General features: G+C 73.9%; 18 protein-coding genes and 1 tRNA gene. 6 read left to right on the top strand and 13 right to left on the bottom strand.

Annotation, left to right across the window (positions count from 1 at the left end; genetic code table 11):
- Positions 1–124 precede the first annotated feature (124 nt).
- Complete coding sequence (gene hppD / locus ACQUSR_RS21255; protein WP_431044172.1) at positions 125–1,267, bottom strand: 4-hydroxyphenylpyruvate dioxygenase; 1,143 nt, start codon at positions 1,265–1,267, stop codon at positions 125–127.
- Positions 1,268–1,402: 135 nt separating this feature from the next.
- Between hppD and ACQUSR_RS21250 the strand changes: the two genes are divergently transcribed.
- The 3 genes from ACQUSR_RS21250 to ACQUSR_RS21240 all read left to right on the top strand — a co-directional run bounded on the left by ACQUSR_RS21250 (position 1,403) and on the right by ACQUSR_RS21240 (position 2,805).
- Positions 1,403–1,870, top strand: a complete 468-nt coding sequence (locus ACQUSR_RS21250; protein ID WP_304461991.1) for an Lrp/AsnC family transcriptional regulator — start codon at positions 1,403–1,405, stop codon at positions 1,868–1,870.
- Between the two features lie 94 nt (positions 1,871–1,964).
- Complete coding sequence (locus ACQUSR_RS21245) at positions 1,965–2,585, top strand: helix-turn-helix domain-containing protein (protein ID WP_431044171.1); 621 nt, start codon at positions 1,965–1,967, stop codon at positions 2,583–2,585.
- Position 2,586: 1 nt separating this feature from the next.
- The gene (locus ACQUSR_RS21240; RefSeq protein ID WP_431044169.1) at positions 2,587–2,805 is read left to right on the top strand and encodes a hypothetical protein; all 219 of its coding nucleotides are present in this window, start codon (positions 2,587–2,589) and stop codon (positions 2,803–2,805) included.
- Between the two features lie 12 nt (positions 2,806–2,817).
- On the opposite strand, the gene ACQUSR_RS21235 is transcribed toward ACQUSR_RS21240, so the two are convergent.
- From ACQUSR_RS21235 to ACQUSR_RS21220, 4 genes are all read right to left on the bottom strand, one after another.
- The gene (locus tag ACQUSR_RS21235) at positions 2,818–3,606 is read right to left on the bottom strand and encodes a YlbL family protein (protein ID WP_431044168.1); all 789 of its coding nucleotides are present in this window, start codon (positions 3,604–3,606) and stop codon (positions 2,818–2,820) included.
- Positions 3,607–3,931: 325 nt separating this feature from the next.
- Complete coding sequence (locus tag ACQUSR_RS21230; protein ID WP_304461994.1) at positions 3,932–4,573, bottom strand: IclR family transcriptional regulator; 642 nt, start codon at positions 4,571–4,573, stop codon at positions 3,932–3,934.
- A gap of 435 nt (positions 4,574–5,008) precedes the next feature.
- Positions 5,009–6,805: a DEAD/DEAH box helicase gene (locus tag ACQUSR_RS21225; protein WP_431044166.1), complete on the bottom strand. Its 1,797-nt coding sequence runs from the start codon at positions 6,803–6,805 to the stop codon at positions 5,009–5,011.
- A gap of 194 nt (positions 6,806–6,999) precedes the next feature.
- On the bottom strand, positions 7,000–8,466 hold the full coding sequence (locus ACQUSR_RS21220) for an MFS transporter (protein WP_431044165.1): 1,467 nt from the start codon (positions 8,464–8,466) through the stop codon (positions 7,000–7,002).
- Positions 8,467–8,587: 121 nt separating this feature from the next.
- Between ACQUSR_RS21220 and ACQUSR_RS21215 the strand changes: the two genes are divergently transcribed.
- Positions 8,588–9,268: a hypothetical protein gene (locus ACQUSR_RS21215; RefSeq protein ID WP_431044164.1), complete on the top strand. Its 681-nt coding sequence runs from the start codon at positions 8,588–8,590 to the stop codon at positions 9,266–9,268.
- Between the two features lie 63 nt (positions 9,269–9,331).
- Here ACQUSR_RS21215 and ACQUSR_RS21210 read toward each other — a convergent pair whose 3' ends face one another.
- From ACQUSR_RS21210 to ACQUSR_RS21200, 3 genes are all read right to left on the bottom strand, one after another.
- Positions 9,332–10,339 (bottom strand): YeiH family protein, encoded by a 1,008-nt coding sequence (locus ACQUSR_RS21210; protein WP_431047752.1) that lies wholly within the window; start codon positions 10,337–10,339, stop codon positions 9,332–9,334.
- A gap of 200 nt (positions 10,340–10,539) precedes the next feature.
- Positions 10,540–11,121 (bottom strand): cysteine dioxygenase, encoded by a 582-nt coding sequence (locus ACQUSR_RS21205; RefSeq protein ID WP_431044163.1) that lies wholly within the window; start codon positions 11,119–11,121, stop codon positions 10,540–10,542.
- A gap of 123 nt (positions 11,122–11,244) precedes the next feature.
- Positions 11,245–12,150, bottom strand: a complete 906-nt coding sequence (locus tag ACQUSR_RS21200) for a LysR family transcriptional regulator (protein WP_431044162.1) — start codon at positions 12,148–12,150, stop codon at positions 11,245–11,247.
- Between the two features lie 160 nt (positions 12,151–12,310).
- Here ACQUSR_RS21200 and ACQUSR_RS21195 point away from each other — a divergent pair.
- Positions 12,311–12,385: transfer RNA gene (locus ACQUSR_RS21195), tRNA-Cys, on the top strand.
- 199 nt (positions 12,386–12,584) lie between these two features.
- Positions 12,585–16,586 (top strand): amino acid adenylation domain-containing protein, encoded by a 4,002-nt coding sequence (locus tag ACQUSR_RS21190; protein WP_431044161.1) that lies wholly within the window; start codon positions 12,585–12,587, stop codon positions 16,584–16,586.
- A 26-nt stretch (positions 16,587–16,612) separates the two neighbouring features.
- On the opposite strand, the gene ACQUSR_RS21185 is transcribed toward ACQUSR_RS21190, so the two are convergent.
- The 5 genes from ACQUSR_RS21185 to ACQUSR_RS21165 all read right to left on the bottom strand — a co-directional run bounded on the left by ACQUSR_RS21185 (position 16,613) and on the right by ACQUSR_RS21165 (position 26,107).
- Complete coding sequence (locus tag ACQUSR_RS21185; RefSeq protein WP_431044160.1) at positions 16,613–18,949, bottom strand: xanthine dehydrogenase family protein molybdopterin-binding subunit; 2,337 nt, start codon at positions 18,947–18,949, stop codon at positions 16,613–16,615.
- Entirely contained in the window at positions 18,946–22,707 is a 3,762-nt protein-coding gene (locus ACQUSR_RS21180) for a 2Fe-2S iron-sulfur cluster-binding protein (protein ID WP_431044159.1), read from the bottom strand. Before ACQUSR_RS21180 ends, ACQUSR_RS21185 begins: the two co-directional genes overlap by 4 nt.
- Positions 22,704–23,687, bottom strand: coding sequence for an FAD binding domain-containing protein (locus ACQUSR_RS21175; RefSeq protein WP_431044158.1), 984 nt, complete (start codon positions 23,685–23,687; stop codon positions 22,704–22,706). The genes ACQUSR_RS21180 and ACQUSR_RS21175 overlap by 4 nt, the downstream gene beginning before the upstream one ends.
- Positions 23,688–23,961: 274 nt before the next feature.
- A complete protein-coding gene (locus tag ACQUSR_RS21170) occupies positions 23,962–25,626 on the bottom strand; it encodes a beta-N-acetylhexosaminidase (RefSeq protein ID WP_431044157.1) in 1,665 nt (554 codons plus the stop codon).
- A gap of 79 nt (positions 25,627–25,705) precedes the next feature.
- Entirely contained in the window at positions 25,706–26,107 is a 402-nt protein-coding gene (locus tag ACQUSR_RS21165; protein ID WP_431044156.1) for a winged helix-turn-helix transcriptional regulator, read from the bottom strand.
- Positions 26,108–26,145: the final 38 nt, after the last annotated feature.

The following is a 26,145-nucleotide window of genomic DNA, read 5'->3' as shown; positions in this document are numbered from 1 at the left end:
GCGGCGCGCCGCCCCATGGCTTGGTACGCGGAGGGCTTATGGCCCGGGTACGCGGACGGCGCGCGGCGGGTGGCCGCGCGCCGTCCTCGCGGGCTGGGTCGGGAACACGGGGGGTTCCCGGCCGTCAGAGGTTGCCGCGCTTGTCCTGCTCGCGCTCGATCGCCTCGAACAGCGCCTTGAAGTTGCCCTTGCCGAAGCCGAGCGAGCCGTGCCGTTCGATCATCTCGAAGAAGACGGTGGGCCGGTCCTGGACGGGCTTGGTGAAGATCTGGAGCAGGTAGCCGTCCTCGTCGCGGTCGGCGAGGATCTTCAGCTCGCGCAGCTCGTCCAGCGGGACGCGGGTCTCGCCGACCCACTCGCCGAGGGTGTCGTAGTACGAGTCGGGGACGTCCAGGAACTGGACGCCGGCGGCCCGCATGGCGCGGACGGTCGCCACGATGTCGTTGGTGTTCAGCGCGATGTGCTGGACGCCGGGGCCGCCGTAGAACTCCAGGTACTCGTCGATCTGCGACTTCTTCTTGGCGATGGCCGGCTCGTTGAGCGGGAACTTCACCTTCCGCGTGCCGTCGGCGACGACCTTGGACATGAGCGCGGAGTACTCGGTGGCGATGTCGTCGCCGACGAACTCCTTCATGTTCGTGAAGCCCATGACCTTGTTGTAGAAGGCCACCCACTCGTCCATCTTGCCGAGCTCGACGTTGCCGACGCAGTGGTCGATGGCCTGGAAGCGGCGCGGGCCCGGCTCGACGATCGGGTCGGCGGCCACGTAGCCCGGCAGGTACGGGCCGTCGTAGCCGGAGCGCTCGACCAGGGTGTGCCGGGTCTGGCCGTAGGTGGCGATGGCGGCGAGGACGACGGTGCCGTGCTCGTCCTTGACCTCGCGCGGCTCCTCCAGTCCGGTGGCGCCGTGCTCGACCGCGTACGCGTACGCCGCGCGGACGTCCGGCACCTCGATGGCCAGGTCCACCACGCCGTCACCGTGATCGGCCACATGCTGGGCGAGGAAGCGGCCGCGCTCGGTGGCGGCCTTGATGACGGAGGTGAGCACGAAGCGGGCAGCGCCCGATTCGAGGACGTAACTGGCCGTCTCGCGGCTGCCGGTCTCCGGTCCGGAGTACGCGACCAGCTTCATGCCGAAGGCCGTGGCGTAGTAGTGCGCGGCCTGCTTGGCGTTGCCGACGGCGAAGACGACCGCGTCCATCCCCTTCACCGGGAAGGGGTCGGCCTGCCGAGCGGTGTGCGGGGTGTGATCGATGGTCTCAGTCATGGCCGCAGGTTCCCTCCGAACCACAAGGTGCGCAATAGTTGTGGTTTTCGCTGGGCATTCTGTACATGGTTACCGGCGTTTCACCGGCCTCTCTGTACATGATGACCATCAACACCGAGAGCGGAGGGTAATGCCGTGGGGATTGATTCTCTGGACGCGCGCCTGATCACCCTGCTCGCCGAGGAGCCCCGGATAGGCGTCCTGGAGGCGTCGCGGCGGCTCGGCGTCGCGCGCGGCACGGCACAGGCGCGGCTGGACCGGCTCCAGGCCAACGGGGTGATCCGCGGCTTCGGGCCGGACGTGGACCCGGCGGCGCTGGGGTATCCGGTCATGGCGTTCGCGACGCTGGAGATCAAGCAGGGCCAGGGCGGCGACGTACGGGCCCACCTGGCGACCGTCCCCGAGGTGCTGGAACTGCACACCACGACCGGCCACGGCGACATGCTCTGCCGCCTGGTCGCCCGCTCGAACGCCGATCTACAGCGGGTGATCGACCGGGTGGTGGGCTTCGAGGGGATCGTGCGGGCCTCGACGGCGATCATGATGGAGAACCCGGTGCCGCTGCGGATCATCCCGCTGGTGCAGCAGGCGGCGGACGACTAGCCCGCCGCGACCGCAGGGCTCGGCCGCCGGATTCCCAAGACTTCGTTGCAAAGAACCTGTTGCAACGAAGTCTTTGCATCCGTACGGTGGGAGCGTGACCGAGAACCCGGCGGCACCGCCGCCCCATGACGTCCGGGCCCTCGACCCACGCTCGCTGCGCGCACTCGCCCACCCCCTGCGCATCCGCCTGCTGGGGGCCCTGCGGGAGTTCGGCCCGGCCACCGCGTCCCAACTGGCTCAGCGGCTGGATGAGTCCAGCGGCGCCACCAGCTACCACCTGCGGCAGCTGGCCGCGTACGACTTCGTCGTGGAGGACCCCGACCGGGGCACTGCGCGCGAGCGCTGGTGGAAGGCCGCCCAGCAGGGCACCAGCACCGACACGGCGCAGTTCGCGCACCACCCCGACCCGGAGGTGCGTGGGGCGCTCAGTACCTTCCTGCACGAGGTCGCGACCATCCATGCCCAGGAGCTGTCCACCGCGCTCGGCACGAAGCACGAGTGGCCGCGCGAGTGGCACGGGGTCTCGGACCTCAGCGACTTCTCCCTGCGGCTGACGCCGGAGCTCACCCGTGAACTGTCCGACGAGCTGCACGCCGTCATCGAGCGCTACCGCGTCCGCACCGACGTGGACGAAGCGCGGGCGGAGCCGGTCCGGGTCCATCTGCACGCGTTCCCGCGCCCGCCGCAGACCCACGAACCGTCCGACGGAGGCTGAGATGCACAGCGACATACACCTGCGGCTGCACCACCTGCGCGCGGAGCAGCTCCAGCAGGAGGCCCGCGCCGTACGCGCCGCCCGATCGCGTCCGCGACCGGTGCGCCGTACGCGGCCGCCCGGCCTACTGCGCCGCCGGCTGGGCTGGGGACTGGTGGAGCTGGGGCTGCGGCTGGTCACCCCGCGACCGGGGGTGCCGACTCAGCAGTTGGGAAGCTAGGCGGCTCGGGGCCTAGCAGCTGGGGACCTTCTTGCCCGACGCAAGGGCCCGAAGCGAGGAGACCGCGTCCTTCAGCTTGGTGACCGGGATCAGCTGCAGCCCCTTCGGCAGGCCCTCCTGCGCCTCCGAGCACTCCCCCTTGGGCACCAGGAAGACGGTCGCGCCGTCGCGCTTCGCGGCCAGGGTCTTGAGCGGCACGCCACCCACCCGGCCGACCGTCCCGTCGGGCTCGATGGTTCCGGTGCCCGCGATGACCCGGCCGCCGGTCAGATCGCCGCCGCGGCCGTCGCCGTCCAGCTTGTCGACGATGCCGAGCGAGAACAGCAGCCCGGCGCTCGGGCCGCCCACGTCCGCGAGTCGCAGTGAGACGTCGATGCCCTCGTCGGAGCGGCGCAGATAGCGCAGCGCGGCGCTGGCCGCGTCGTCCTGCGACTCCTTCATCTCCTCGGCGTTGTGCTTCTCGATCTCCTTGGTCGTGTCGCCGACGGGGTAGACGGAGTCGCGCGGCATCACTGCCCGGTCGGTGTCGAACCAGCCGTCGATCACGTCGCCGAGCCGTACGGTGGCGTCCGGGCCGGTCGCCACGATCGTGGTCATCCGCAGCTGGCCGCTGGTCTTGCGGGTGGTGGCGCCGGAGATGGTGATCACCGGCCTGCCCTTGTCGTCGCCGAGGACGTTCACCGTGTCGCCTGGCGCGGCCACCGCGAACGGCAGGGGCGCGAAGGCGGCGACCGCGAGCAGGGACGCGACGAGAGCGGCGCAGACCGCGAGGGTCCGGGCACGGCGGGAGACTGCGGGCATGGGGCGACCTTAGTTCAACGGGGCGCGGCCCCGGACCCCGGTCCTCGCTTGCCGGGCGGCCGGGGCGCTCGTGCCGGTGGCCGGGGCGCTCGTGCGAGTGGGCGGGTACCTGTGCCGACTGCCCGGGCGGCCTGTGCCGACCGGTGGATGCCTGTGCCCGCCGGTGGATGCCTGTGCCCGTCGGTGGGAGCCTGTGCCCGCCGGTGGTGATACCTGTGCCCGCCGGTGGTGATGCCCGTGCCCGCTGGTGGGGGGGCGTCGCGCCGGGGCTGGGTCGCGACGCCCTTCGGGCACGGGAGAGGCTCCCGGGCGGGCCGGATCCTCGTCAGCGCAGTGCGTCGGCGACCTCCCGGGCCGCGTCCACCACGCGTGGCCCCACCCGCTCCGGTACCGCGTCCGCCAGCATGACGACTCCCACGCTGCCCTCTATGCCGGTCACCCCGACCAGCGGGGCGGCCGCGCCGCTCGCGCCCGCCTCCAGTTCGCCGTGCGTCAGCGCGTAGCCGGGATCGTCGACGCCACCCGTGCGGGCGGCGAGGATCGCGCGGCCCGCCGCGCCCCGGTCCAGCGGGTGCCGGAACCCGGCCCGGTACGCGACGTGGTAGTCGGTCCAGGTGGGCTCGACGACCGCGACCGCCAGGGCCTCGGTGCCGTCGACCAGAGTGAGGTGCGCGGTGGCGCCGATGTCCTCGGCGAGGGCGCGCAGCGCGGGCAGCGCGGCCTCCCGTACGAGTGGATGCACCTGCCGGCCCAGTTGCAGGACCCCGAGACCGACGCGGGCGCGGCCGCCTATGTCACGGCGTACGAGCGCGTGTTGCTCCAAGGTGGCCAGCAGCCGGTAGACCACGGTGCGGTTGACGCCGAGCTTGGTGGACAGCTCGGTGACGGTCAGCCCGTGGTCGGTGTCGGCGAGCAGCTTCAGGACGCGCAGGCCCCGGTCGAGCGTCTGGGAGGTCTCCGCGGTCACGACGCCCCCTCTCGGTATGAGGGCGGCTCTACCGCGATGCTCCATCGGTCCCGGCGACGGCGCGCGGAAGAGGCCGCCGGTCGCGGGCACGCACCGGCTGCGCTCCGCGGCGGCGCTGCCACGGGGCGTGTGCGTAGCGGAAAAGTAGCGAGCGAGTCCGCTGAGCGGAAGAGTCCGTCCAGAATCCGAGCGGAGTTGGCACCCTGTGCCAGCCGGAGGCGCCGGTTCTACGGGGAATTACGACGCATCATCCCGCCGAGGGATGGCGTGCGTGACAGCTTGATGAAAAGTGCCGAAGAGGGTTGCGGGCCGCGGCCGCACCGCGCGTGGGGGCACCCTGGGGACACCTCTGGGGGCGCCCTGCGGCACCCCCGGACAGGGGCTGGGTGAGGCCTCGCTGAGGGAGGGGCTCGAGGGAGGAGGTGGCCGGCGGATTCACCGCATCCGGGTCGCCCACTCCCGTACCTTCTTGATCCGCTCCCTGATCTGCCCGGCCGTCGCCTCCGCGCTCGGCGGTCCGCCGCACACCCGCCGCAGCTCGGTGTGGATCACCCCGTGCGGCTTGCCGCTCTGGTGGACGTACGCCCCGACCAGGCTGTTGAGCTCCTTGCGCAGCTCCAGCAGCTCCTTGTGGGTGACCACCGGCCGCCGCTCCGCCGGGAGTTCGAGCAGGTCGGCCTCGGTGTCCGGCTTCTTGCGGCTGTGCGCGATCTGCCGGGCCTGCCGCTTCTGGAGCAGCAGCTGCACCTGGTCGGGTTCGAGCAGGCCGGGGATGCCGAGGTAGTCCTGCTCTTCCTCGCTGCCCGGGTGGGCCTGCATGCCGAACTCGGCGCCGTCGAAGAGCACCCGGTCGAAGACGGCGTCGGACTGCAGGGCCTCGAAGGGCAGCATGTCCTGCTCACCGGTGTCCTCGTCCTGCTGCTTGTTCGCCTCGTCCATCTCCTTCTCGGACTCGGCGTACGGGTCCTCCTCCTCGCCGTCCTTCTTCGGCTTGTCCAGGACGTGGTCGCGCTCGACCTCCATCTCGTTGGCGAAGCCGAGCAGCATGGGGATGGTCGGGAGGAAGACGGACGCGGTCTCGCCGCGCCGCCTGGACCGCACGAAACGGCCGACGGCCTGCGCGAAGAACAGCGGGGTGGAGATCGTGGTGGCGTAGACGCCGACCGCCAGGCGCGGCACGTCCACGCCTTCCGACACCATGCGGACCGCGACCATCCAGCGGTCGTCGTTGTGGCTGAAGTCCTCGATGCGCTGGGAGGCGCCGGAGTCGTCGGACAGCACGACGGTCGCCTTGGTGCCGGTGATCTCGCGGATGAGCTTGGCGTAGGCGCGGGCTGAGTCCTGGTCGGTGGCGATCACCAGCGCGCCCGCGTCCGGGATGCCCTTGCGCACCTCGGTGAGCCGCTGGTCGGCGGCTCGCAGCACGTTCGGCATCCAGTCGCCGCGCGGGTCGAGTGCCGTACGCCACGCCTGGGAGACCGCGTCCTTGGTCATCGGCTCGCCGAGCCGGGCCTCCAGTTCGTCGCCCGCCTTGGTGCGCCAGCGCATGTTGCCGCTGTAGCTGAGGAAGATCACGGGCCGGACGACGCCGTCGCCGAGGGCGTTGCCGTATCCGTAGGTGTAGTCCGCGGCCGACCGCCGGATGCCGTCGTTGCCCTCCTCGTACGTGACGAAGGGGATCGGGTTGGTGTCGGACCGGAACGGGGTACCGGTGAGGGCCAGCCGCCGGGTCGCCGGCTCGAACGCCTCCAGGCACGCCTCGCCCCACGACTTGGAGTCGCCGGCGTGGTGGATCTCGTCCAGGATGACGAGGGTCTTGCGCTGCTCACAGCGGTTGCGGTGCAGCATGGGGCGCACGCCGACGCCCGCGTAGGTCACGGCGACCCCGTGGTACTCGCGCCCCAGCGGACCGGCGCTGTACTCCGGGTCCAGCTTGATCCCGACCCGGGCCGCCGCCTCCGCCCACTGCTTCTTCAGGTGCTCGGTGGGCGCGACGACGGTCACCTGCTGCACCACGTGGTGGTGCAGCAGCCAGGAGGCGAGCGTCAGCGCGAAGGTCGTCTTACCGGCGCCGGGCGTCGCGACGGCGAGGAAGTCGCGCGGCTGCTCCTGGATGTACTTCTCCATCGCGCCCTGCTGCCAGGCACGCAGCTTGCCGGCGGTGCCCCAGGGGGCGCGGCCGGGGAAGGCGGGAGAGAGATGGTGGCTGGAGGGGGAGGCGGTAGTAGTCACGGTCTCCGTCGGGCGGTCGGGCTGGCGGGATCGGCAACCGCGTCAGCCTACCGGGGCCGGTGGGGGCACCTTGGGGGAACGGGGTGGGTCGCCCCGAGGGTGGGATTCAACTCACATCGCGCCGTACGGCGTGTCACCCCCTGGCCCTTCGGCAAGCCGCCGCAGCAACTGCTTTCCCTGCCCGGCGGCGCGGATCACGGGGATTTCGGGCGCAGCCGGGTCGTCACGTACGCGCCGACCAGCGCCGCCACCGCCATCGTCGCGTACACCGCGGCGAACGCCGCCGGGTGGCCGCCGCCGGATGCCGCCTCCCCGCCGGACGGCGCCTGGCCGCCGCCGAAGGCGACGAAGAGGACGCCGCTCAGGCCGACCAGGATGATGTTGCCGAGCGCGTCGGAGACCTGGAGGGAGGCGGAGTTGCTGCCCGCGTCCTCGGGGGCGGACAGCTTCAGGAGCAGGACGCTGGCACTGGCGATGGCCAAGCCCATGCCGTACCCGCCGAGCACCCACGCGGCGGCGACCGTCCACACCGGGACGCCGTCCAGCAGCGCCAGCGGGGCCAGGGCGACGGCGGCCGCGATCAGCAGCAGGCCCAGGCCCATCAGGCGCTCGCGGTACGGCTCCATACGCGGGCGGCTCTGGGTGTACGAGCCCAGGGCCCAGGTCAGTCCACCGCCGGTGAGGGAGAGCCCGGCCAGGGTGGCGGAGAGTCCGCGTTCGGTGACCAGCATCAGGGGGGCGAAGCTCTCCGCGCCCAGGAACGCGCCCGCCGCGATGCCGCGCAGCAGGATCACCGACGGCAGCCCGCGGGCGGCCCGGAAGGTGCCGCGCGGCAGCAGCCGCAGGACGCACGGTACGAGCAGGGCGAGGCCGAGGGCCGCGGGGATCAGGGAGACCCATGCGAGGTCCTGGCCCGCGTACTGGAGCAGCCCGGCACCGGCCGCCACCGCGAGGGCGAGGAGGATGCGGCGGCGGTTCACGGCCGGGGTGCGCTCGCCCGGCGGGAGCCCGCGCAGGGCCGGGAGCATCACCAGGAGCGGGGGCAGCACCAGCACCGGGATGGACAGGAAGACCCAGCGCCAGCCGATCCGCTCGGTGACCGTCCCGGCGATCAGCGGGCCGACGATGACGGGCAGTACCCAGGCGGCGGAGAAGGCGGCCAGGACGGCGGGCCGCAACCGCTCCGGGTAGGCCCGGCCGACGACCACGTACAGCGCGACGATCACCAGGCCGCCGCCGACGCCCTGGACCGCGCGCCCGGCGACGAACATCCACATCTGCTGGGCGGAGCCGGAGACCACCAGCCCGGCGCCGAACCCGGCTATCCCGGTGAACAGCGGCGCGAGCGGCCCCTTGCGGTCGCACCACTCGCCGGAGAGCGCCATCGCGAACAGGCTTGCTGTGAAGTAGGCGGAGAAGGCGTAGGCATACAGGTCGACACCGTCGAGGGCGTGGGCGGCCACCGGCATCGCCGTGTTGACCGCGCTCGCCTCGAAGGCGATGAGGGAGACGACGGAGATGATGCCGAGGGTCAGCGCGCGGAAGCGACGGCCGAGCACGGTCTCGCGGTCGGCGGCGCCGGCCGACTCCGCGCCGGCGTCGGCTCGTTCGGTGTCCGTTCCGGCCGCGTCCGCGGCCGCGCGGGGGTCAACTGCGGTCATCGCATCAACGTAAAGGCCGCTCCCGCACCTGACACCTGTCGCGGGACGGAACCGCGCTCAGCCATCGGTCCTAGGCGGCACGCCTGTGGCAGAGCCGTTGCCGATCAAGGTCATTTTCGTCATGTGCACGCCTGTACGATTCCGGTCGGGCGGTCGATCCGATCTTCAAGAGTCGGCGGCCGGCCTTGCTCTCTCGTCCGGCCGTTGGCGGCCGGGCGCGCACATCAGGGGGATTCAGATTTCCATCCGTCATGTCTTCGCCACCGCCGCCCTGGTCTCCGCGGCGCTCACGCTGACCGCGTGCGGCCCCGAGGACGACTCCGCCGGCGCCTCGGACTCCTCGCCGAGCGCGAGCGCGAGCACCAAGGCGAAGCCGTCCGCCGGCAGCACCGCCGGCAACGTCGAGTACGGCTGCTACAAGCTGGCCAAGGGCCACAAGGTCATCTGGGTCGACCACGTCGAGGGCGCCATGAACAACGTCATCGCCCGGGAGGCCGTGTGGGAGTGCGGCGGGAGCGGCGAAGGGGTCATCTTCAAGAAGTCCGAAGGGGAGCCGACGACCTACTCCATGGCCTCGGGCGACACCAAGGTGGCGATCATCGACAGTGAGGGGCGGCACGACCGCACCGCGAAGGACGGCGGCATCGCCCACGTCAAGTCGTGCGCGGACCCGAACGGCGAGACCTACGACGGCGGGCAGGCGCCGAAGGTCGACAAGTCCACCTGCGGGACCAACTTCTACGACATCGCGGTGGGGCCCGACAACAAGATCACCGAGATGACGGAGCAGTACTCCGGCTGAACCCCGCGGGGCCCGGCGCGTGCCGGGCCCCGTCCCTCTCACGGGGGCACCTCCGGGACGGCGTCAGGTGGTGAGGAGTACGCCGCCGTAGCTCACTCCGGCGACCACCACCCACGCGCACAGGCCCAGTGCGGCCACCCGCCCGCCGGTACGCGCCATCGAGGGCAGGTGCACCGCGCTGCCCAGCCCGAACAGGGCGGCGGCGAGCAGCAGTTCCTGCGCTGTTCCCGCCGCGTCGAGCGCACCGGCGGACAGCAGGTCCGTACTGCGCAGGGCGACCGCCGCCAGGAAGCCGAGGACGAACAGCGGTACGAGCGGGGGGCGGCGAGCCGCGGCGTCGGCCACCACGCCCTCGGCCGCGCCGTCGCGGACCGCCGTGCGCCGGGCCCGTACCGACACCGCCACCGCGGCCACCAGCGGCGCCAGCAGCGCCACCCGCATCAGCTTGACCAGCACCGCGTCGCTCAGCGCGCCCGACCCCGCGGTCTGCGCCGTGGCCACGACCTGGCCCACGTCGTGCACGCTCGCCCCGGCCCAGCGGCCGAACTGCCCGTCGTCCAGCCCCAGCGGATGCTGGAGCAGCGGAAGTACGGCGATGGCGAGGGTGCCGCACAGCGTCACCAGCGCGACCGACGTGGCCACGTCCCGCTCCTCGCTGTCCCGTACGTCGCTGACCGCGCCGATCGCGGACGCGCCGCAGATCGCGTAACCGGTGGCGATCAGCACCGGCTGGTCGCCGCGCAGCCCCATCCGGCGGCCGAGCCACCAGGTGCCGCAGAAGGTGGCCGCGACGACGCCGAACACCATCGCCACGGTCGCCCAGCCCAGTCCGAGCACGTCGTCCAGGCTGAGCTTGAGGCCGAGCAGGACGATGCCGAGCCGCATCAGCCGCTTGCCCGCGAGGGAGAGTCCCGGGCGGCCCGTTCCGCGGATCAGGCCGCGGGCGCCGGGCAGATGCGCGGCGGTGATGCCGAGTACGACGGCCACGGTGAGCATCGGCACGCCGGGCAGCAGCCAGTGGACGCCCCACGCGGCGGCCACGCCGAGGGCGGCGAAGCCGAGACCGGGCAGCGGGCCCGCGGCCGCCCTGCCGGGCGCGGACCCGCCGGGCGGCGCGGCCTTTCCGGGTGCGGCATCGCCGGGCGGTCCAGCCTGGCCCGGTACCGCATCGCCGGGCGATCCGGCCTCCCCCGGTATCGCCTCGCCGGGCGATCCAGCCTCCCCCGGTGCGGTCTGCCCGTGCGCCGCTGGAGCGGGTATGTCCGTGGCCGTCACCGCTCGCCGTCCGGGCACTCGTACACCCGCCGCACGCTGGAGCCCAGCCGCGTGATGTCCGCGCCGTAGATGTGGATCGAGATGGCCTTGCCCTCGCAGGCGTTCCACACCCGGTGGATGTCGCCGGGGGGCGCGAACGCGCTCACCGAGCCGTGCGGGTTCACCACGTTCCCGGTCTCCACCAGGCGGGCGCGGCCGCCGTCGGAGACGAGCCGGTAGCGGGTCTCGCTCTCCTGGCCCTCGTGGACTCCGGCCACGCCCCACGAGACGTGGTCGTGGATGGACGTCCGCTGCCCCGGCAGCCAGACCAGCGCGACGATGGAGAAGCTCCCGTCGTGCTCGGCGTGCAGGATGTGCTGCCGATAGCACTCGGGGTCGCCGACCCGCTGCTCCTCGGTGAGCAGGTCGGGGGCGCCCAGGTGGGGGGCCAGCCGCTCGCCGACCTGGTATGCGGTCAGGTCCGGCGGCAGACCCAGGTCGACGGCCGCGCGCACCTCGGTCACGAGCGCGTCGAACCGGGCGGTCGTACGGGGGGCTCGGAATGCGGTCGGGGTGGTCGGGGTGGTCGAAGTGGTCATACCGGCAGCGTCCCGCCACCCGATCCATCACGTCCAACGACAGTTTCTTCGCCGAACCCCTACGTCTGCTTATGAATGAGCCCGGATGGCCGCCTACGGCGGACGGGCCGCACCCGCCGAGCGTCAGCAGCCCAAACGGTTTTCGGCCACCGCCTTGAGCTCCTCCAGCACCAGCGCCGTCGCCGGGATGCGCAGGTGCTCCCGCAGGACGTACGCCGAGACCTGGCGGCGGGACGCCGGGTCCAGCGCCCGCCCGGTGACCTTGCGGTGGCACAGGAACGACAGCACCAGGCCCGGCATCATCGCCACGCCCAGCCCTTCCGCGACCAGGCTCTGGACGACCAGGTTGTCATCGGTGGTGAAGGCGATGTCCGGCGCGAAGCCCTGTTCCGCGCACTCGTGGAGGAAGTTGGCGCGGCAGCGCAGGCAGCCCGCGATCCAGCGCTCCTCGGCGAGGTCGGCGAGCTTGACGGCGCGCCGCCGGGCCAGCGGGTGCCCGGTCGGCAGCAGCACCGTGAGCTGGTCCTCCAGCAGCGGGATCTCCGCGACCTCGTCGGGGACGTCCTCGTGCAGACCGGGGTAGGTGAAGGCCAGGGTGATGTCGCACTCGCCGCGCACCAGCCGCCCCAGCGACTCCGGCGGCTCGTCCTCCAGCAGCTCCACCCGGATCCCCGGATGTCCGGCGGCGAGCCGGCCCAGGGTCTCCGGGACGAGGGTGGCGGTGGCGCTGGGGAAGGCGCAGAGCCGGACCCGGCCGGTCCGCAGCCGGGTGATCGCGCTCATCTGCTGCTGTGCGGTGGAGATGCTCTCCAGGATGATCCCGGCGTGCCGGGCCAGCGCCTCGCCCGCCTCGGTGAGCCGCATGGCCCGCCCGACACGGGTGAACAGCGGGGTGCCCACGGAGCGTTCGAGCGCCTTCATCTGCTGCGTGATGGCGGGCTGGGTGTAGCCGAGCGAGCGGGCGGCCGCGGAGTAGGAACCGGCCTGCACCACGGCGTGGAAGGTCTTGATGTGCCGGGAGTCGAACACCGTCGAATCATAAGCAGAATTTGGGGGGCCGGAACAACGCGCTGTGCCCGGCTTCTGGGTGACACCCGCCCCATGAACACCGTATGTCAGTCCCGTGGCAGGGCCCGCGACGTCATTGTGGGCCTCGGAGCCCCCACCTTAGGCTCGACGTCGAGAGCATGGCCGTGTGCCCGAGTGGTTGAGGGGCTCGCCTGCAAAGCGAGTTACGCTGGTTCGATTCCAGTCACGGCCTCCAAAGGCGACGTCGGCGCGGAAAATCCGATCGACAGAAAAGAAATCCGCCGTCCGATGGACGCGGTCCGCTCATTATCGTGCGCGGTCATCTCATTCGATGCAACGACTGGCGCGCCGACACCAGTTGACGCGAGGTGTGAGCGATTCTTCTCCTAGGGTCAGCATGTGGCGTTTTGATCCCCCACCCGCTGGGAGAAGACTTGCAGTTTGTTGTCCGGGGTACCCGTCTGCCGCTGTCGACCGGCCAGAGCGAAATCTGGTTCAGCCAGCAAATCGACCCCGAGAGCCCGCTGTTCCGGATCGGCGAGTATCTGGAAATTCACGGTCCGATTGAGCCGCGGATATTCGAGAAGGCACTGCGGCAGGCCGTGGCGGAGGCCGAGCCGTTCCATGCGCGCTTCGGCGCGGACGGCGGTGTGCCCTGGCAGATCGTCGAACCCGTCCTGGACTGGGCGCTGCCGGTGGTCGACGTCAGCGGCGAGGACGGCGAGGACGGGCCGCGCGCGGCCGCCGAGCGGTGGATGTACGCCGACCTGCGGCGCCCGATGGACCTGGAGCGGGAGCCGCTGTTCAGCTACGCCCTGTTCAGGCTCGGCCCGGAGCGGTTCGCCTGGTACCAGGGCTACCACCACATCGTGACCGACGCCTCGGGCGGCGCCCTGGTGGCCCGGCGGGTGGCCGAGCTGTACAGCGCCGCCGTCGCGGGCCGACCCTGCCCGCCGGCCGCGTTCGGCCCGTTGGAGCTGCTGCTCGAACGCGACGCGGATTACCGGGAATCGAGGGACTTCACCACCGACCGCGATTACTGGACCGAACACTTCGCCGATTACCCGGAGCCGCCCCGGCTGGCCGGGCAGCCGGGCACTCTATTCACCAGCAGCATTCGGCAGACCGCGCATCTCAGCGAGACGGAGGCGGTCCAATTACGTGCCGTCTCGCGGCAGTTCGGCACGCACTGGTCCGCCATGATGATGGCCGTCACGGCGGCCTATCTGCACCGCATGACCGGCAAGCCGGATATCGTTCTCAGCCTGCCGGTGGCGGCCCGTACCGACGCCGCGCTGCGCGACGTCCCGGGAATGGCCGCCAATATCCTGCCGCTGCGCATTCCGGTGCGCCCGGGCACACGGGTACGGGAACTCGTGCGGCACGTCTCCAGGGAGGTGCGCGGGGCGCTGCGCCACCAGCGCTACCGCCGCATCGACCTGTCCCGGGACCTGCGGCTGGCGGACGGCGGACGCGGGCTGCTCGGCCCGCACATCAACATCATGTCGTTCGGCTACGACTTCGACTTCGCCGGGCATCCGGTCACCGCGCACAACCTCTCCAACGGGCTGGTCGAAGACCTGTCGATCATGGCGTACGACCGGTCCGACGGCACCGGCATCCGGATCGATCACAACGCCAACGCCGATCTCTACAGCGACGCCGAGCTCGCCACCCACCAGCAGCGCTATCTGCACCTCCTGCGCGCCTTCACCGACCCCTCGGACCCGGACCGCACCGTCGGCGGCATCGACCTGCTCGGCGACGAGGAGCGCGGCCGCGTCCTCGGCGCCTGGCGCGGCGGCGCCCACGCCGCGCCCGAGCCGGAGGCCACGCTGCCGGAGCTGTTCGCCGCGCAGGCCGCCCGCACCCCGGGCGCCGTCGCGGTGGTGGACCGCTCCCGTTCGCTGACCTACGCCCAGCTGAACGAGGCCGCCAACCGGCTGGCCCACCGGCTGATCGAGCGCGGCGCGGGCCCGGAGCGGTTCGTCGCGCTGGCCCTGCCCCGCACGGCCGACCTCCTCGTCGCCGTGCTCGCCGTCCTCAAGTCCGGCGCCGGATACCTGCCACTGGACCCCGAGTACCCGCCCGACCGCACGGCGCTGATGCTCGCCGAGACCGCCGTGCCGCTCGTCGTCACCACCCGCGCCATCGCCGCGACCCTCCCGGCCACCGCCGCCGAACCGCTGCCGCTGGACGACCCCGGCACCATCCGGGACCTCGCCGCGCGGCCCGCCACCGACCCCACCGACGCACAGCGCACCGCCCCGCTGCGGCCCGAGCACCCCGCGTACGTCATCTACACCTCCGGCTCCACCGGCACCCCCAAGGGCGTGGTGAACACCCACCGGAACGTAGGCCGCCTCTTCGCGGGCGCCGAGCGGCAGTTCGGCATCGGCCCGGCCGACACCTTCGCCCTGTTCCACTCGTACACCTTCGACGTCTCCGTCTGGGAGATGTGGGCGCCGCTGCTGCACGGCGGCCGGCTCGTCGTCGTCCCCCGCTCCATCAGCCGCTCCCCCGCCGAGCTGCTGCGGCTGCTGACCGAGCAGCGCGTGACGGTGCTCAACCAGACCCCGTCGGCGCTGGCCAGCCTGCTGGAGGAGTGCGAGCGCGATCCGTCCGCGGCCTCCGGGCTGTGGGTGCGCACCGCGATCCTGGCGGGTGAGGCGGTCTCCACCGCGCTCGTGGACCGCTGGTCGGTCACCGGACGGCAGCTGATCAACGCGTACGGGCCGACCGAGGCCACCGTGTACGCCACCGTCAGCGGCGGGCTGCTCGCGGGCCACACCCCGCCGATCGGCCGCCCGGTCGCCGACTCCCTGGTGTACGTGCTGGACAGCGGGCTGCGCCCGGTGCCGCCGGGGACCACCGGTGAGCTGTATCTGGCGGGTCCCGGGCTGGCGCGCGGCTATCTGCGGCGCCCCGGCCTGAGCGCGAGCCGGTTCGTCGCCGACCCGTACGGCCCGCCCGGCGGCCGGATGTACCGCACCGGAGACCTGGTGCGCTGGCGGGCCGACGGACAACTGGACTTCCTCGGACGGACCGACGACCAGGTCAAGATCCGGGGCTTCAGGGTCGAACCGGGCGAGGTCGAGGCCGTCCTGCTCGGCCACCCCGGCATCGCCCACACGGCGGTCGTCGCCCGCGCCGACCACGCCGGGCACCAGACCCTCGTCGCCTACGTCGTCCCCGCCACCGGCAGGGAACACCCGGCCGCGGCCGACGCCGGCGAGGTACGGCGGTGGCTGGCCCAGCGGCTGCCCGACCACATGGTCCCCACCGCCGTCGCCGTCCTCGACGCACTGCCGCTGACCGGCAGCGGCAAGGTGGACCGGCGCGCGCTGCCCGCCCCCGACCCGGCCTGCGCCGGCACCTCCCGCCCCCCGCGCACCCCGCGCGAGAAGGCGCTGTGCGCGCTGTTCGCCGAGGTGCTGGCGGTGCCGTCGGCCGGGGTCGACGACAGCTTCTTCGAGCTGGGCGGCCACTCGCTGCTCGCGGCCCAGTTGGTGTCCCGTATCCGTAGCACCCTGGGCGTTCCGTTGGAGGTCCGCACGCTGTACTCCGCGCCGACCGTCGCGGGGCTGGCGGAGCGGCTGGACCAGGTCCCCGCGCCGCACGCGCTGGACACGCTGCTGCCGCTGCGCGCCGAGGGCGGCCGACCGCCGCTGTTCTGCGTCCACCCGGGCGGCGGCCTGGGCTGGCGGTACGCCGGGCTGCTCCCCCACCTGCCCCCGGACCAGCCCGTCCACGCCCTCCAGGCGCGCGTGCTCAGCGCGCCCGACGACGTGCTGCCGCACAGCGTGGCGGCGATGGCGGCGGACTACCTCGCCGAGATCCGCGCCGTGCGGCCGACCGGTCCGTACCATCTGCTCGGCTGGTCGCTGGGCGGGCTGGTCGCCCATGCCATGGCCACACAGCTCCAGCGCGCGGGCGAGGAGGTCGCCTCCCTCACGGTGCTGGACGCCTACCCCGACAACTCCCGCACGTTCGGCCAGATGCCGGAGCTGAGCAAGCGCGAGTGGCTGAGGCTGCTGCTGGACGACACGGTGGGACACGGCAGCCCGGAGGTGGACGTCCGTGACGCGGACGAGCTGGTGGCGGAGCTGAGCCGGGACACCGGGCTGCCGCCGCACCTGCTGGAGGGCGAGGGCAGCTTCCCGCTGCTCGACATCTTCCGCAACGACATCGAGGTGATGCGCAAGCACACCCCTGACCGGTACCGCGGCGACATGCTGCTGTTCACCGCCGAGAACCGGATCCACGGCCACCTCCGGGACCCCGCGCACACGCCAGCCTCCTGGCGGGAGTACGTGGCAGGGGAGCTGGCGGTGCACCATGTCCCGGCGCAGCACTTCCACATGCTGCGCACGGAACACGCGGCGCGGATCGGGGCGTTGGTGGCGGCGCGGCTGGCCCACCCCGGCCCCGGGTGACCGGGCCCGGGGCGGAGCCCCGTTGATCAGCGCCGGTACTCGGCCCCCACGGCCGCCTGGGGGCGGATCGGCAGCCGGTTGACGGGGCGTCCGGTGGCCGCGCGGACGGCCGCCGCGACGGCCGCCGGAGAGGTCACCACGGGCACCGCGCTGACCGCCTTCGCGCCGAACGGGGCGACGACGTCCCGCTCCTCCACCAGCTTCACGATCCGGATGTCTGGGACGTCGACGGCGGTCGGCAGGGCATAGCTGGTCAGGTCCGGGTGCCGGACGACCCCGCGCGAGGTGCGCAGGTTCTCGGTGAGCGCCGCGCCGATGCCCTGGGTCACGCCCGCCTCGATCCGGGCGTTGAGCTGGCGCGGGTTGAGCACCCGGCCCACGTCCTGGGCCACCGTCATGTCGACCACCCGGACCAGGCCGAGTTCGATGTCGACGTCCACGACCGCCCGGACGGCGCAGAACGCCATGCCGACGAACGCGTCGCCCTGCCCGGCCTCGTCCAGCGGCTCGGTGGGGTGCGGCCGGCACTGGGCCGTCGCCCACAGCTCCTTGCCCGCGAAGGCCTCGTCCACGGTGGTGCTGAGCACCCCGTCGTACGACGTGATCTTGCCCTCGGCGATGCTCAGCAGCTCGGTGGACATGCCGAACTTGTGGGCCAGCGGCTGGAGCAGCTGGGTGCGGACCATCTTCGCGGCACGCTCGACGGCGCCGCCCGAGACCCAGGTGTGGCGGCCGCGCGCGGCGGGCCCGGCCGGGGGCTGGTCGGTGTCGACGGAGGCGACGTGCACCTCCTCGATGCCGAGGACCTCCTGCACGATCTGCCGGGCGAGGGTGGAGAAGCCCTGGCCGGTCTCCACCGCGGCGCAGATGACGGTGGCCACCGAGCCGCTGACCTTGACCGTGGCGGTGGAGACCTCGTCGGCGCCCTCCGCGCCGAGCATGTGCACCATGCCGAGCGCGTAGCCGACGCCGCGCCGCACCGCGTCCGGGTCGCCCGCGCCCTCGGGGCCGCCGGGCAGCAGCCAGTCCTCGCCGGGCTCGTCCTTGGGCAGGGCGGGCAGCGGTTCGTCCCGTACCGCGCGCAGCAGTTCGGCGACGGGCGCGGGGCAGGTGACGGTCTGGCCGGTGGGCAGCAGGTCGCCGGTGGCCATGGCGTTGCGCATCCGCAGTTCGGCCGGGTCCAGGCCGAGCTTGGCGGCGAGCTTGTCCATCTGGCCCTCGTAGGCGGCGCACACCTGCATCGCGCCCTCGCCGCGCACATGGCCCGACGGCGGGTTGTTGGTGCGTACCGCCCAGCCCTCGATGAACGCGTGCGGGACGACGTACGGGCCGCAGGCGAAGGAGACGGCGGCGGCCAGCGCGTCCGCGGAGGAGTCGGCGTAGGCACCGGCATCCAGCAGGATCTGCGCCTCGACCTTGACCAGCTTGCCCTCGGCGTCGGCGTGGTGCCGGTAGCGCAGCAGGGTGGGGTGGCGGTGCGGGTGGCCGAGGAAGGACTCCTCGCGGGTCGCGGCGAGCTTCACCGGGCGGCCGGTCCTCAGCGCGAGCAGCCCCAGCGGCAGCTGTGTCCCCGGGTCCTCGCGGTCCCCCATCGCGCCGGGTACGCCGGTGACGACGACCTTGACCCGGTCCGGCTCCAGGCCGTAGCAGGCGGCGGCCAGGTCGCGGTCGGTGTGCGGGTCGGTGGAGGCGGTGTAGAGCTCCACGCCGCCGTCGGGCCGGGGCACGGCGAGGCCGGCCTCGGCGCCGATGGGTGCCGGGTCCTGTCGCCCGATGCGGTACAGCCCCTCGACGACGACGTCGCCGGTCGCCTCGGGGTCGCCGAAGCGCAGCGGGATGTGCCGGACCAGGTTGCCGTCGGGGTGCAGCGGCTCGGCGGCGAACGCCTGCTCGGGGTCGGTGACCGGCTCCAGCACCTCGTACTCGACGGCGATGGCGGCGGCGGCCAGCCGGGCGGTGTCCGGATGGTCGGCGGCGACGGCGGCGATCGGCTCGCCGTGGTGCCGGACCAGGTCCTTGGCGAAGACGGGACGGTCGGCGATCCGGCGGCCGTGCGCGGCGTCGCCGGGTACGTCGGCGTGGGTCACCACGGCCCGTACGCCGGGCATCGCGGCGGCCTGAGCGGTGTCGATGGAGAGGATGCGGGCGTGCGGGTGCGGGGAGCGGAGCACGGCGGCCCACAGCAGCCCCTCGGCCCAGAGGTCGGCCGCGTACGGAAAGGTGCCGGACGCCTTGGCGGCGGTGTCCGTGGCGGCCAGGGACACGCCGAGGCCCATGGTGGACGGCGCAGGCGGGGCGGTGGTGGCGCTGGTGGCGGCGGCGATGGCCGTGGCGGCGCCGACGCCGTCCGCGATTCCGGTCATGCGATCGACCCTCCCGTGCCGTTGCTGCCGTTGTGGCCGTTGCTGCCGTTGTGGCCGTTGCCGCCGTATGCGCCGCCGCTCGCGTCGTCGCCGTATGCGCCGCCGGGACCGGGGTGGCCGCCGTGGCCGTTGAAGCCGGCGCCGTCGTACGGGCCCGCCTGCTGCGGGATGACCGCCGCGGACGGGTCGGGGGCCGGGGCGCGGTCCGGCGTGCGGCCGTCCGGGCCGGGCTCCGCCGCCGCGGGCTCCGCCCCGGGTTCGGTCGCGGCCTGCGCCGCCGCCTCCCGTTCCGCGATGACGTCGCGGACCGCGTCGAGGACACCCCGGTAGCCGGAGCAGCGGCACAGGTTGCCGCAGATCGCCTTCCGGGTCTCCGACTCGCTTGGGGCGTGGTTGCCTTCGAGCAGGTCGTGCACGGTCATCGCGAGGCCGGGTACGCAGAAGCCGCACTGGACGGCGCCGGACGCGGCCAGGGCGCGCTGGACGTCGGAGGGCTGCCCGTCGGCGGCCGCCAGTCCCTCGACCGTACGGACCTCGCAGCCCGCGGCGGTGGCGGCGGGCACGAGGCAGGAGGCGACGAGCCGCCCGTCGACCTGCACGGAGCAGGCGCCGCACTCACCCTGGGAGCAGCCGTCCTTGGCCCCGGCGAGCCCGAGCCGCTCGCGCAGCACGTACAGCAGCGACTCGCCGATCCATGCGTCGGTGACGGGCCGGTCGGTGCCGTTGACGGTCAACACGTACGAGGCGTGCGGGTGCTCGCTGTGGACCGGTCCGGGGGCGGCCTCGTCCCCGTCCGGCCCTCCGTCGGCGGCCTCGCCGCGCCGTGCGCCCGGGTCCCCGGCGGCATCCTGGCCGCCGTCGTCGGCCGGGCGGGCGCCGCCCTCGGCGTCCGCCGGCTCGGCCGCGTCCGTGGTGCCCCGATCCGCCGCGCCGTCCTGACCCGCGCCGTCCGCGCGACCGGGCGCGCCGTCGGCCGGAGAGCCGGAGCGTCCTGCGGTGTCCCGGCCGATGCCGGGGCCGTCCGCCGGGGGCGTCGCCTCGGCGTCCGGAGGAGTGCCCGGGTCCCCGGCGCGATCCCCGCCGGTGCCGTCCGCACGGCGCGCGCCGCTCGCGGCGGGCACCGGCCCGGCCGCGTCCGCGGTGTCCGGGCCCCGTGAGCCGCGCCCGCGCGCGGACCCGCCGGACGCCGGTGCCCCCGGCTCCGGCTGGGACGTACCCCCAGCGGGCACACCGTCTCCGTACTCGGCCGCGCCGTCGCCCTGGTCGGCACCGCCCGCGGCCGTCGCCGGCCCGGCGGCGTCCGCGGTGTCCCGGCCGCGCGAGCGGGCAGAGCCGCGCCCGCGCGCGGGCCCGCTCCCCATGGCGCCCCCGGACTGTGTCCGGGAACCCCCAGGGTGCGCGCCGTCGGCCGGAGCGGCGTGGTCGGTGACGTCCACCGGATGGGCGCCATCGGCCGCGGGGGCCTGCCCGGCGGTGTCCGTGACGGCTTGGTCCATGGCTGCTTGATCCATGGCGGCCTGGTCCATGGCGGCCTGGTTCCGCGAGCCGCCGCGGGCGCGTCCGCGCCCCGTCCTGCCCGCCGCCGATCCCCCGGTCCGGGAGGCGCGCCCAGCGTCCGGAGCGGGCCGGGCTGTGCCGTCCGCGTCTTCGCGGGCCGCACCGGCACCCGCGGCGCCGGGGCCGTCCGCGCTGCCGGAGCCGTCCGTCCCTTCCGTGTGTGCGGCGCCGTCCGCGTACGGCCCGGCTTCCGCGCCGGGCATCGCGTCGCGCGCCCGCGCGGGGCCGTCGCCGCCGTCCTGCGGTGCGTCCCCGTGTCCGGCGGTGTCCTGGCCCGTGCCGGGGCCGGGGCCGTCCGCCGGGTAGGCGCCGCCCGCCGCCGGGACCGGTCCCGGCGTGTGCGTGGCGTTCCGGCCCCGCGAGCCGCCCGCGCCGCGACCGCCGGGGGTGCCTCCTGGGGGCGCCTCCTGGGGGTACCGCCCGGGGGCACCTCCCAGCGGCCGCGCTGGGGGAGGAGTCTGGGGGAGGCCGCGCTGGGGGAGGAGTCCGGAGGAGCCGTCGGCCGCGGCGGCGTGGTCGGTGGCCTCGCTTCCGGTGCCGGTGCCCGTGCCGTCGCCGTGGGCGGCGTCCGCGTGGGGGCCGACCGGTCGGCGCGGGCCGGGGACCGTGGCCCGGCCCGGGTCCGCGCCGTCCATGGCGTACGGAGCCGGAGCGCCCGTCGGCGCACCGGTCGCTCCCCGCGCACCGGGGCGGTCCGGGCCCGCCGTGCCGTCGGTGTGGTCCCGGCCGTCCGGGTGGCGGTGGACGTCCGTGTGGTCCGCCGTGTCCGGCTCGCCCGCTCCGGCGGGAGCGGTGCCGGTGCCGAGGGCGCCGGGGCCCGCCGCCGGACTCCCCTCCGCGTAGCGGCCGTCCGGGTAGCCCTCGTCGGCGTAGCCGGCGTCGTCCGCGTAGCCGCCGTGCGCCTGGCCGGGGACGGCGTGCGGCAGAGCGGCGCCGGAGGCCGGGCCCGCGGCGGCGGTGTGCTGGTCCTGGTAGGGGTCGGCGGGGCGGCCATCCGCCGCGAACCCGCCGTCGTAGCGGTCACCCTGGCCGCCGGTGGTGCCGGGCAGGCGGAAACCGGGCGGCGGGGTGGCCGGGCCGGGGTGCTCGGCGACCACGTATTCGCCGGACTCCTCCAGACCGTCGTCCCCTGCGGCCGGGATGGACCACTGGCCGGTCTGTCCCGGGCCACCGCCCGGAGCGGTCCCGAACGGCACCGACCACTGGCCGGTCCGGTGCGGGTCGTGGGGGCCGTGCGGATCGCGCGCGCCATGCGGACGGTGCGCCGCGTGCGAGCCCTGCGCGTCGTGCGTGTCGTGTGCGTCGTGGCCGCCCCGGGTGGAGTGCGCGTCACCCGGCGCGTGCCCGGTGTTCCGGGGTGCGCGGCCGCGCGGCGCGGTGAGCTGGTCGCCCAGCGCGTACGTACCCGTGCCGCCCTGCCCGGTCCCGTCCCCGGTGGCACCGGCGGAATCGGTGTGATCGGCATGACCGGTATGACTGGCGGAACCGGCGGCGGTACCGCCGTCCGGGAGGGGCCACTGGCCGGTCCCGGACGCGCCGGGCACGGGCCACTGGCCGGTGGCGGGGGCGCCGCCGACCGCGTACTCACCGGTCTCGTCCGGGCCGTCGTCACCGGCGGCGGGGATCGACCACTGCCCGGTCTGCACGGTGCCGCCGTCGGCGGGCATCGGCCACTGCGCGGTCGTGTGCGGTCCGGGGAGGCCGCCGGTCGCGTACTCCCCCGTGTCGTCGGCCCGCTCCTGACCGACGCCGGGCACCGGCCACGAACCGGAGGCCGTGTTCCCGGGCATGGCGGTGCCCCCGGGCATGCCCGTGTTCCCGGGCAGGGTCCAGTGCCCGGTGGCGGCCGGGTCCGCGGTCGGTGCGGAGGTCGCGGCCGGGTCCTGCCCGCCGTACCCCTGGACGTCGCCGTGCTCGCCGTAGGGCTGGCCGGAGAACTGGCCGTGTGCCTGCGCCTGCTGCCATGACCCGCCGTGTGCGGGGGTCGCCGACGGCGACGCGCCGGGGGTCAGGGGCGGCGGGGTGTACCCGGTGCCGGGCGCGGCCAGCGGGTCCCAACCGCCGGCACCGGCGGCCGGGTCCATGAGCTCGGGGGGAAGCTGCACGAAGGCCGTGCCCTCCGCGTCGTACTCGGGACCACGCGGGATCGGCTCCCAGCCGCCCCCGGACGCGGGCTGCTGCGGCCGCTGTTCGTCACTCACGCGAGTGCCCTCCCCAGTGCTCGGCGGGCCAGGGCTGCCACGGTACGCCTCAGGTGCAGCGCGGCGGGTGGCAGGGTCACCGGTTCCCCGCCGTCCTGCGGCGGTGCCGGGTCGGGGATGCAGGCGGCGGCGACGTACTCGCCGAAGGCCGTGCACACCTGCGGGTCCAGGCCGCGGTCGCCGTCCCAGTCGATCAGCGAGGCCACCCACGCCTCGGCGTCCAGCGGGCGCAGCGGCATCGGCGCCACCGCGCCCACGGCGCAGCGCACATGGCGCCGGGCCGGGTCGAGTACGACGGCGACGGAGGCGGTGGCGCGGCCGGGCCCGGTGCGCCCGGTGGCCTTCAGGAAGGACTGGGGGGCGTGCAGCAGCGGTACGCGGACGAAGCCGACGATTTCGCCGGGGCGCAGCATCTCGACGCCGGCGAGGAGGTGGCCGACGGGGATCTCGCGGGTGGCCGCCGAGGCCCCGGCGACTCCGGATCCGGCCGCGGATCCGCTCCCGGCTCCGGCTCCGGCCGCGGCATCGGTCCCGCCCTTGGTCGGGCCCTTCGGCCCGAAGACGACGAGCACGGCGTCGAGCGCGGCGAGTACGGGCAGTGCGTCACCGGTGGGGGCGGCGCTGACGATGTTGCCGCCGAGCGTGCCCGCGTTGCGGATCTGCGGCGGCCCCGCGGCGCGCGCGGCGGCGGCCAGCGCGGGGATCAGCGCGGCGAAGTCCGGGCGGCCCATCCGGGCGTGGGTGAGACCGGCGCCCAGCAGCGCGTGTCCGTCCTGGTACTGCCAGCCCCTGATCTCGCTGATCCGCCCCAGCCCCACGAGCCCCGCGGGCCGCAGCAGACCGGAGTTGACCGCTGCCATGAGATCGGTTCCGCCCGCGACGGGCACGGCGGCGGGCATGGCGGTGAGCGCCGCCACGGCCTCGTCGAGCGAGCCCGGCAACGTCACCGTGTGCCCCGCCTGCGGTGCGTGCGTGGTCAACCGCTGCCCCTTCCCCGGTTGTCCCGGCCTGTTCCGCCGTACGGTACGTGCTGACGGCCCGGACGTGGCAACTCTGGCACATCTTCGGAGCCCGACGTCGCGAGGGTCCATGAAGCGGGTATCCGCCCCCGACCAGGACGATGGTCCGCATTGACCCACCTCCGGCATCACGCACCGATTGCCACATTTCGGGGACCCTTGAGCGGCTTGTGACTTCGCATAGTGGACAACCGTCGCAGGGCGCACCGCACGGCGAGCGGCTTCCGCGCCCGGCTCACACGATCGGGGGTGATCCGTCGATCGGGCGTCCGAGCACCCCCGGCCGCCGCTGCCAGGGGCGCGGGCCGTCCGGCGGCCGGTAATCGACTCCGAGCGCCTCCAACCGCGCGTAGTGCGCCCCCATGCGCTCCAGGAAGCCGGTGACGTCCCGCGAGGCCGGGCGGGGCAGCGGGGACCACACGGTCTCGGCGAACGCGGCAAGCCGCGGGAAGGTCTGGTAGTCCACGCGCTGCGGGCTCTCCAGCACCTCGGTCCAGACGTTGGCCTGCGCTCCGAGCACATGGGCGGCCTCGGCCGCGGTCAACTCCGGCGGGACCGGCTCGAAGCGGTACACGTCCTCCAGCGTGCGGACATAGCCGATGGGGACGGGCTCGTCGTCGCCGGGCGCCTGCCGGTGGTCGAAGTAGACGTGTTGCTGCGGGCACATGACGACGTCATGGCCGGATCGCGCCGCCGCGACACCGCCGGCGTAGCCGCGCCAGGACGCCACGGCGGCGCCTTCGGCCAGACCGCTGGCCGTCGCCCCTTCCAGGATCTCGTCCCATCCGATGAGCCGTCGGCCGCGTTCGGCGAGCCACCGGCCGAAGTGCCGGATGAACCAGCTCTGGAGCTCGTCCTCGCCGGCCAGCCCCAGCTCCCTGATCCGCGCCTGCGCGGCCGGGGAGGCGCGCCACTGCTCCTTGGGGCACTCGTCGCCGCCGATGTGGACGAAGGCGGACGGGAAGAGTCCGAGCACTTCCTCCAGCACCCCCTCGTAGAAGCGCAGGGTGGTGTCAGTGGGGGCGAGTACGTTGGTCGAGACGCCCCAGGTGGTCCAGACGTCGAGGGAGGCGGTGTCGATGACGTCGGTGTTGCCCAACTCCGGGTACGCGGCGATGGCGGCCTGCGAGTGCCCGGGGATGTCGATCTCCGGTACGACGGTGATATGCCGCTCGGCGGCGTACGCGACGATCTCGCGGAGGTCGTCCTGGGTGTAGTAGCCCCCGTGCGGCCGCTCGTCCCACAGCGGTGAGGCACGGTGCCCGACCTTGGTCCGCGCCCGCCGGGCCCCCACCTCCGTCAGCCTCGGATACCGCTTGATCTCGACGCGCCAGCCCTGGTCGTCGGTGAGATGCAGATGGAGCACGTTGAGCTTGTGCGCGGCGAGCAGGTCGAGGTAGCGCAGTACGCCGTCCTTGGGCATGAAGTGCCGTGCGACATCGAGTAGCAGGCCGCGCCAGCGGAACCGGGGCCGGTCCTGGACATCGCACCCGGGCAGCTCCCACCGCGCGTCCCGCCGCACCGGCGCCCGCCGGAACGCGTCCGGCCCGAGCATCTGGCGGAGCGTCTGGGCCGCCCAGAAGAGCCCGGCGGGGTCCCCGCCGCTGACCAGCGCCCGCCCGTCGCGAACGATGATCCGGTACGCCTCGGGCGGCAGCCTGTGATCGATGCGCAGCTCAACGGAGTTCGCCGCTGCCCGGAGCCGGGGACCGGGCCTGCCGGGCCGCAACGGCAGCCCGGTGGCCGCGCCGAGCACCGACCGCAGCCAGTGCTCCGCACTGCCGGTCCCGGTGCCGGCGGTGAGCACGGTGTCGCTGTCGAGCGCGAACCCACCGTCGCCCCAGCGACCGACGTGGAGCGGCGCGGGGATGAGGTCCGGGCCCTGGTCCGTATCCGTCATGCGGCCATGCTGCCGTGCCCGGCCGCGTCCGGGGGCTCCCGCGCGCGAAACGGGCGTCAGGTGCTGGCACAGGAGCAGGCTAAGGGGCGGTCCGCCGCGCCGCGCCCCACTCCCACATGCTGCGCATCACCGGCTCAAGCTCCCGGCCCTGCGGGGTCAGGACGTAGCGAACCCGTGGTGGCCAGCCGGGGGTGCGATGGCGCTCGATGACGCCCGCGCCGGTCAACTGGGCCAGCCGGTCGGAGAGGACCTTGTCCGAGAGGACGGGCAGGGCGGCGGACAGCTCGGAGTATGTGGCCTGACCACGGCGCAGGAACTCACGGAGCACCAGCGGCGTCCATCGGCCCCCCAGCGTGGCGAGGGTGATGTCGACGGGACAGCTGGGTTCGCGGCCCGGCGGAACGAGGGCGCTCTCCGGACAGTCCGCCAGCGGGCCGCCCCGGTCACCCGGCGGTGCATGTCCAACCGTTTGGTGAGTCACGAAACCCCCTCCTAACGTCCCGTCACGAACGACCCGCC

Source organism: Streptomyces sp. P1-3, assembly GCF_050613155.1.
Taxonomy (GTDB): Bacteria; Actinomycetota; Actinomycetes; order Streptomycetales; family Streptomycetaceae; genus Streptomyces.
This window is presented reverse-complemented; position numbering and strand designations above follow the sequence as displayed.

What these genes read in the sequence shown, in the direction of transcription:
- hppD (WP_431044172.1), bottom strand. Translation starts at nt 1,267, where the DNA reads ATGACTGAGACCATCGATCACACCCCGCACACCGCTCGGCAGGCCGAC.
- ACQUSR_RS21240 (WP_431044169.1), top strand. Translation starts at nt 2,587, where the DNA reads ATGCACAGCGACATACACCTGCGGCTGCACCACCTGCGCGCGGAGCAG.
- ACQUSR_RS21235 (WP_431044168.1), bottom strand. Translation starts at nt 3,606, where the DNA reads ATGCCCGCAGTCTCCCGCCGTGCCCGGACCCTCGCGGTCTGCGCCGCT.
- ACQUSR_RS21220 (WP_431044165.1), bottom strand. Translation starts at nt 8,466, where the DNA reads ATGACCGCAGTTGACCCCCGCGCGGCCGCGGACGCGGCCGGAACGGAC.
- ACQUSR_RS21215 (WP_431044164.1), top strand. Translation starts at nt 8,588, where the DNA reads ATGTGCACGCCTGTACGATTCCGGTCGGGCGGTCGATCCGATCTTCAA.
- ACQUSR_RS21205 (WP_431044163.1), bottom strand. Translation starts at nt 11,121, where the DNA reads ATGACCACTTCGACCACCCCGACCACCCCGACCGCATTCCGAGCCCCC.
- ACQUSR_RS21185 (WP_431044160.1), bottom strand. Translation starts at nt 18,949, where the DNA reads ATGACCGGAATCGCGGACGGCGTCGGCGCCGCCACGGCCATCGCCGCC.
- ACQUSR_RS21170 (WP_431044157.1), bottom strand. Translation starts at nt 25,626, where the DNA reads ATGACGGATACGGACCAGGGCCCGGACCTCATCCCCGCGCCGCTCCAC.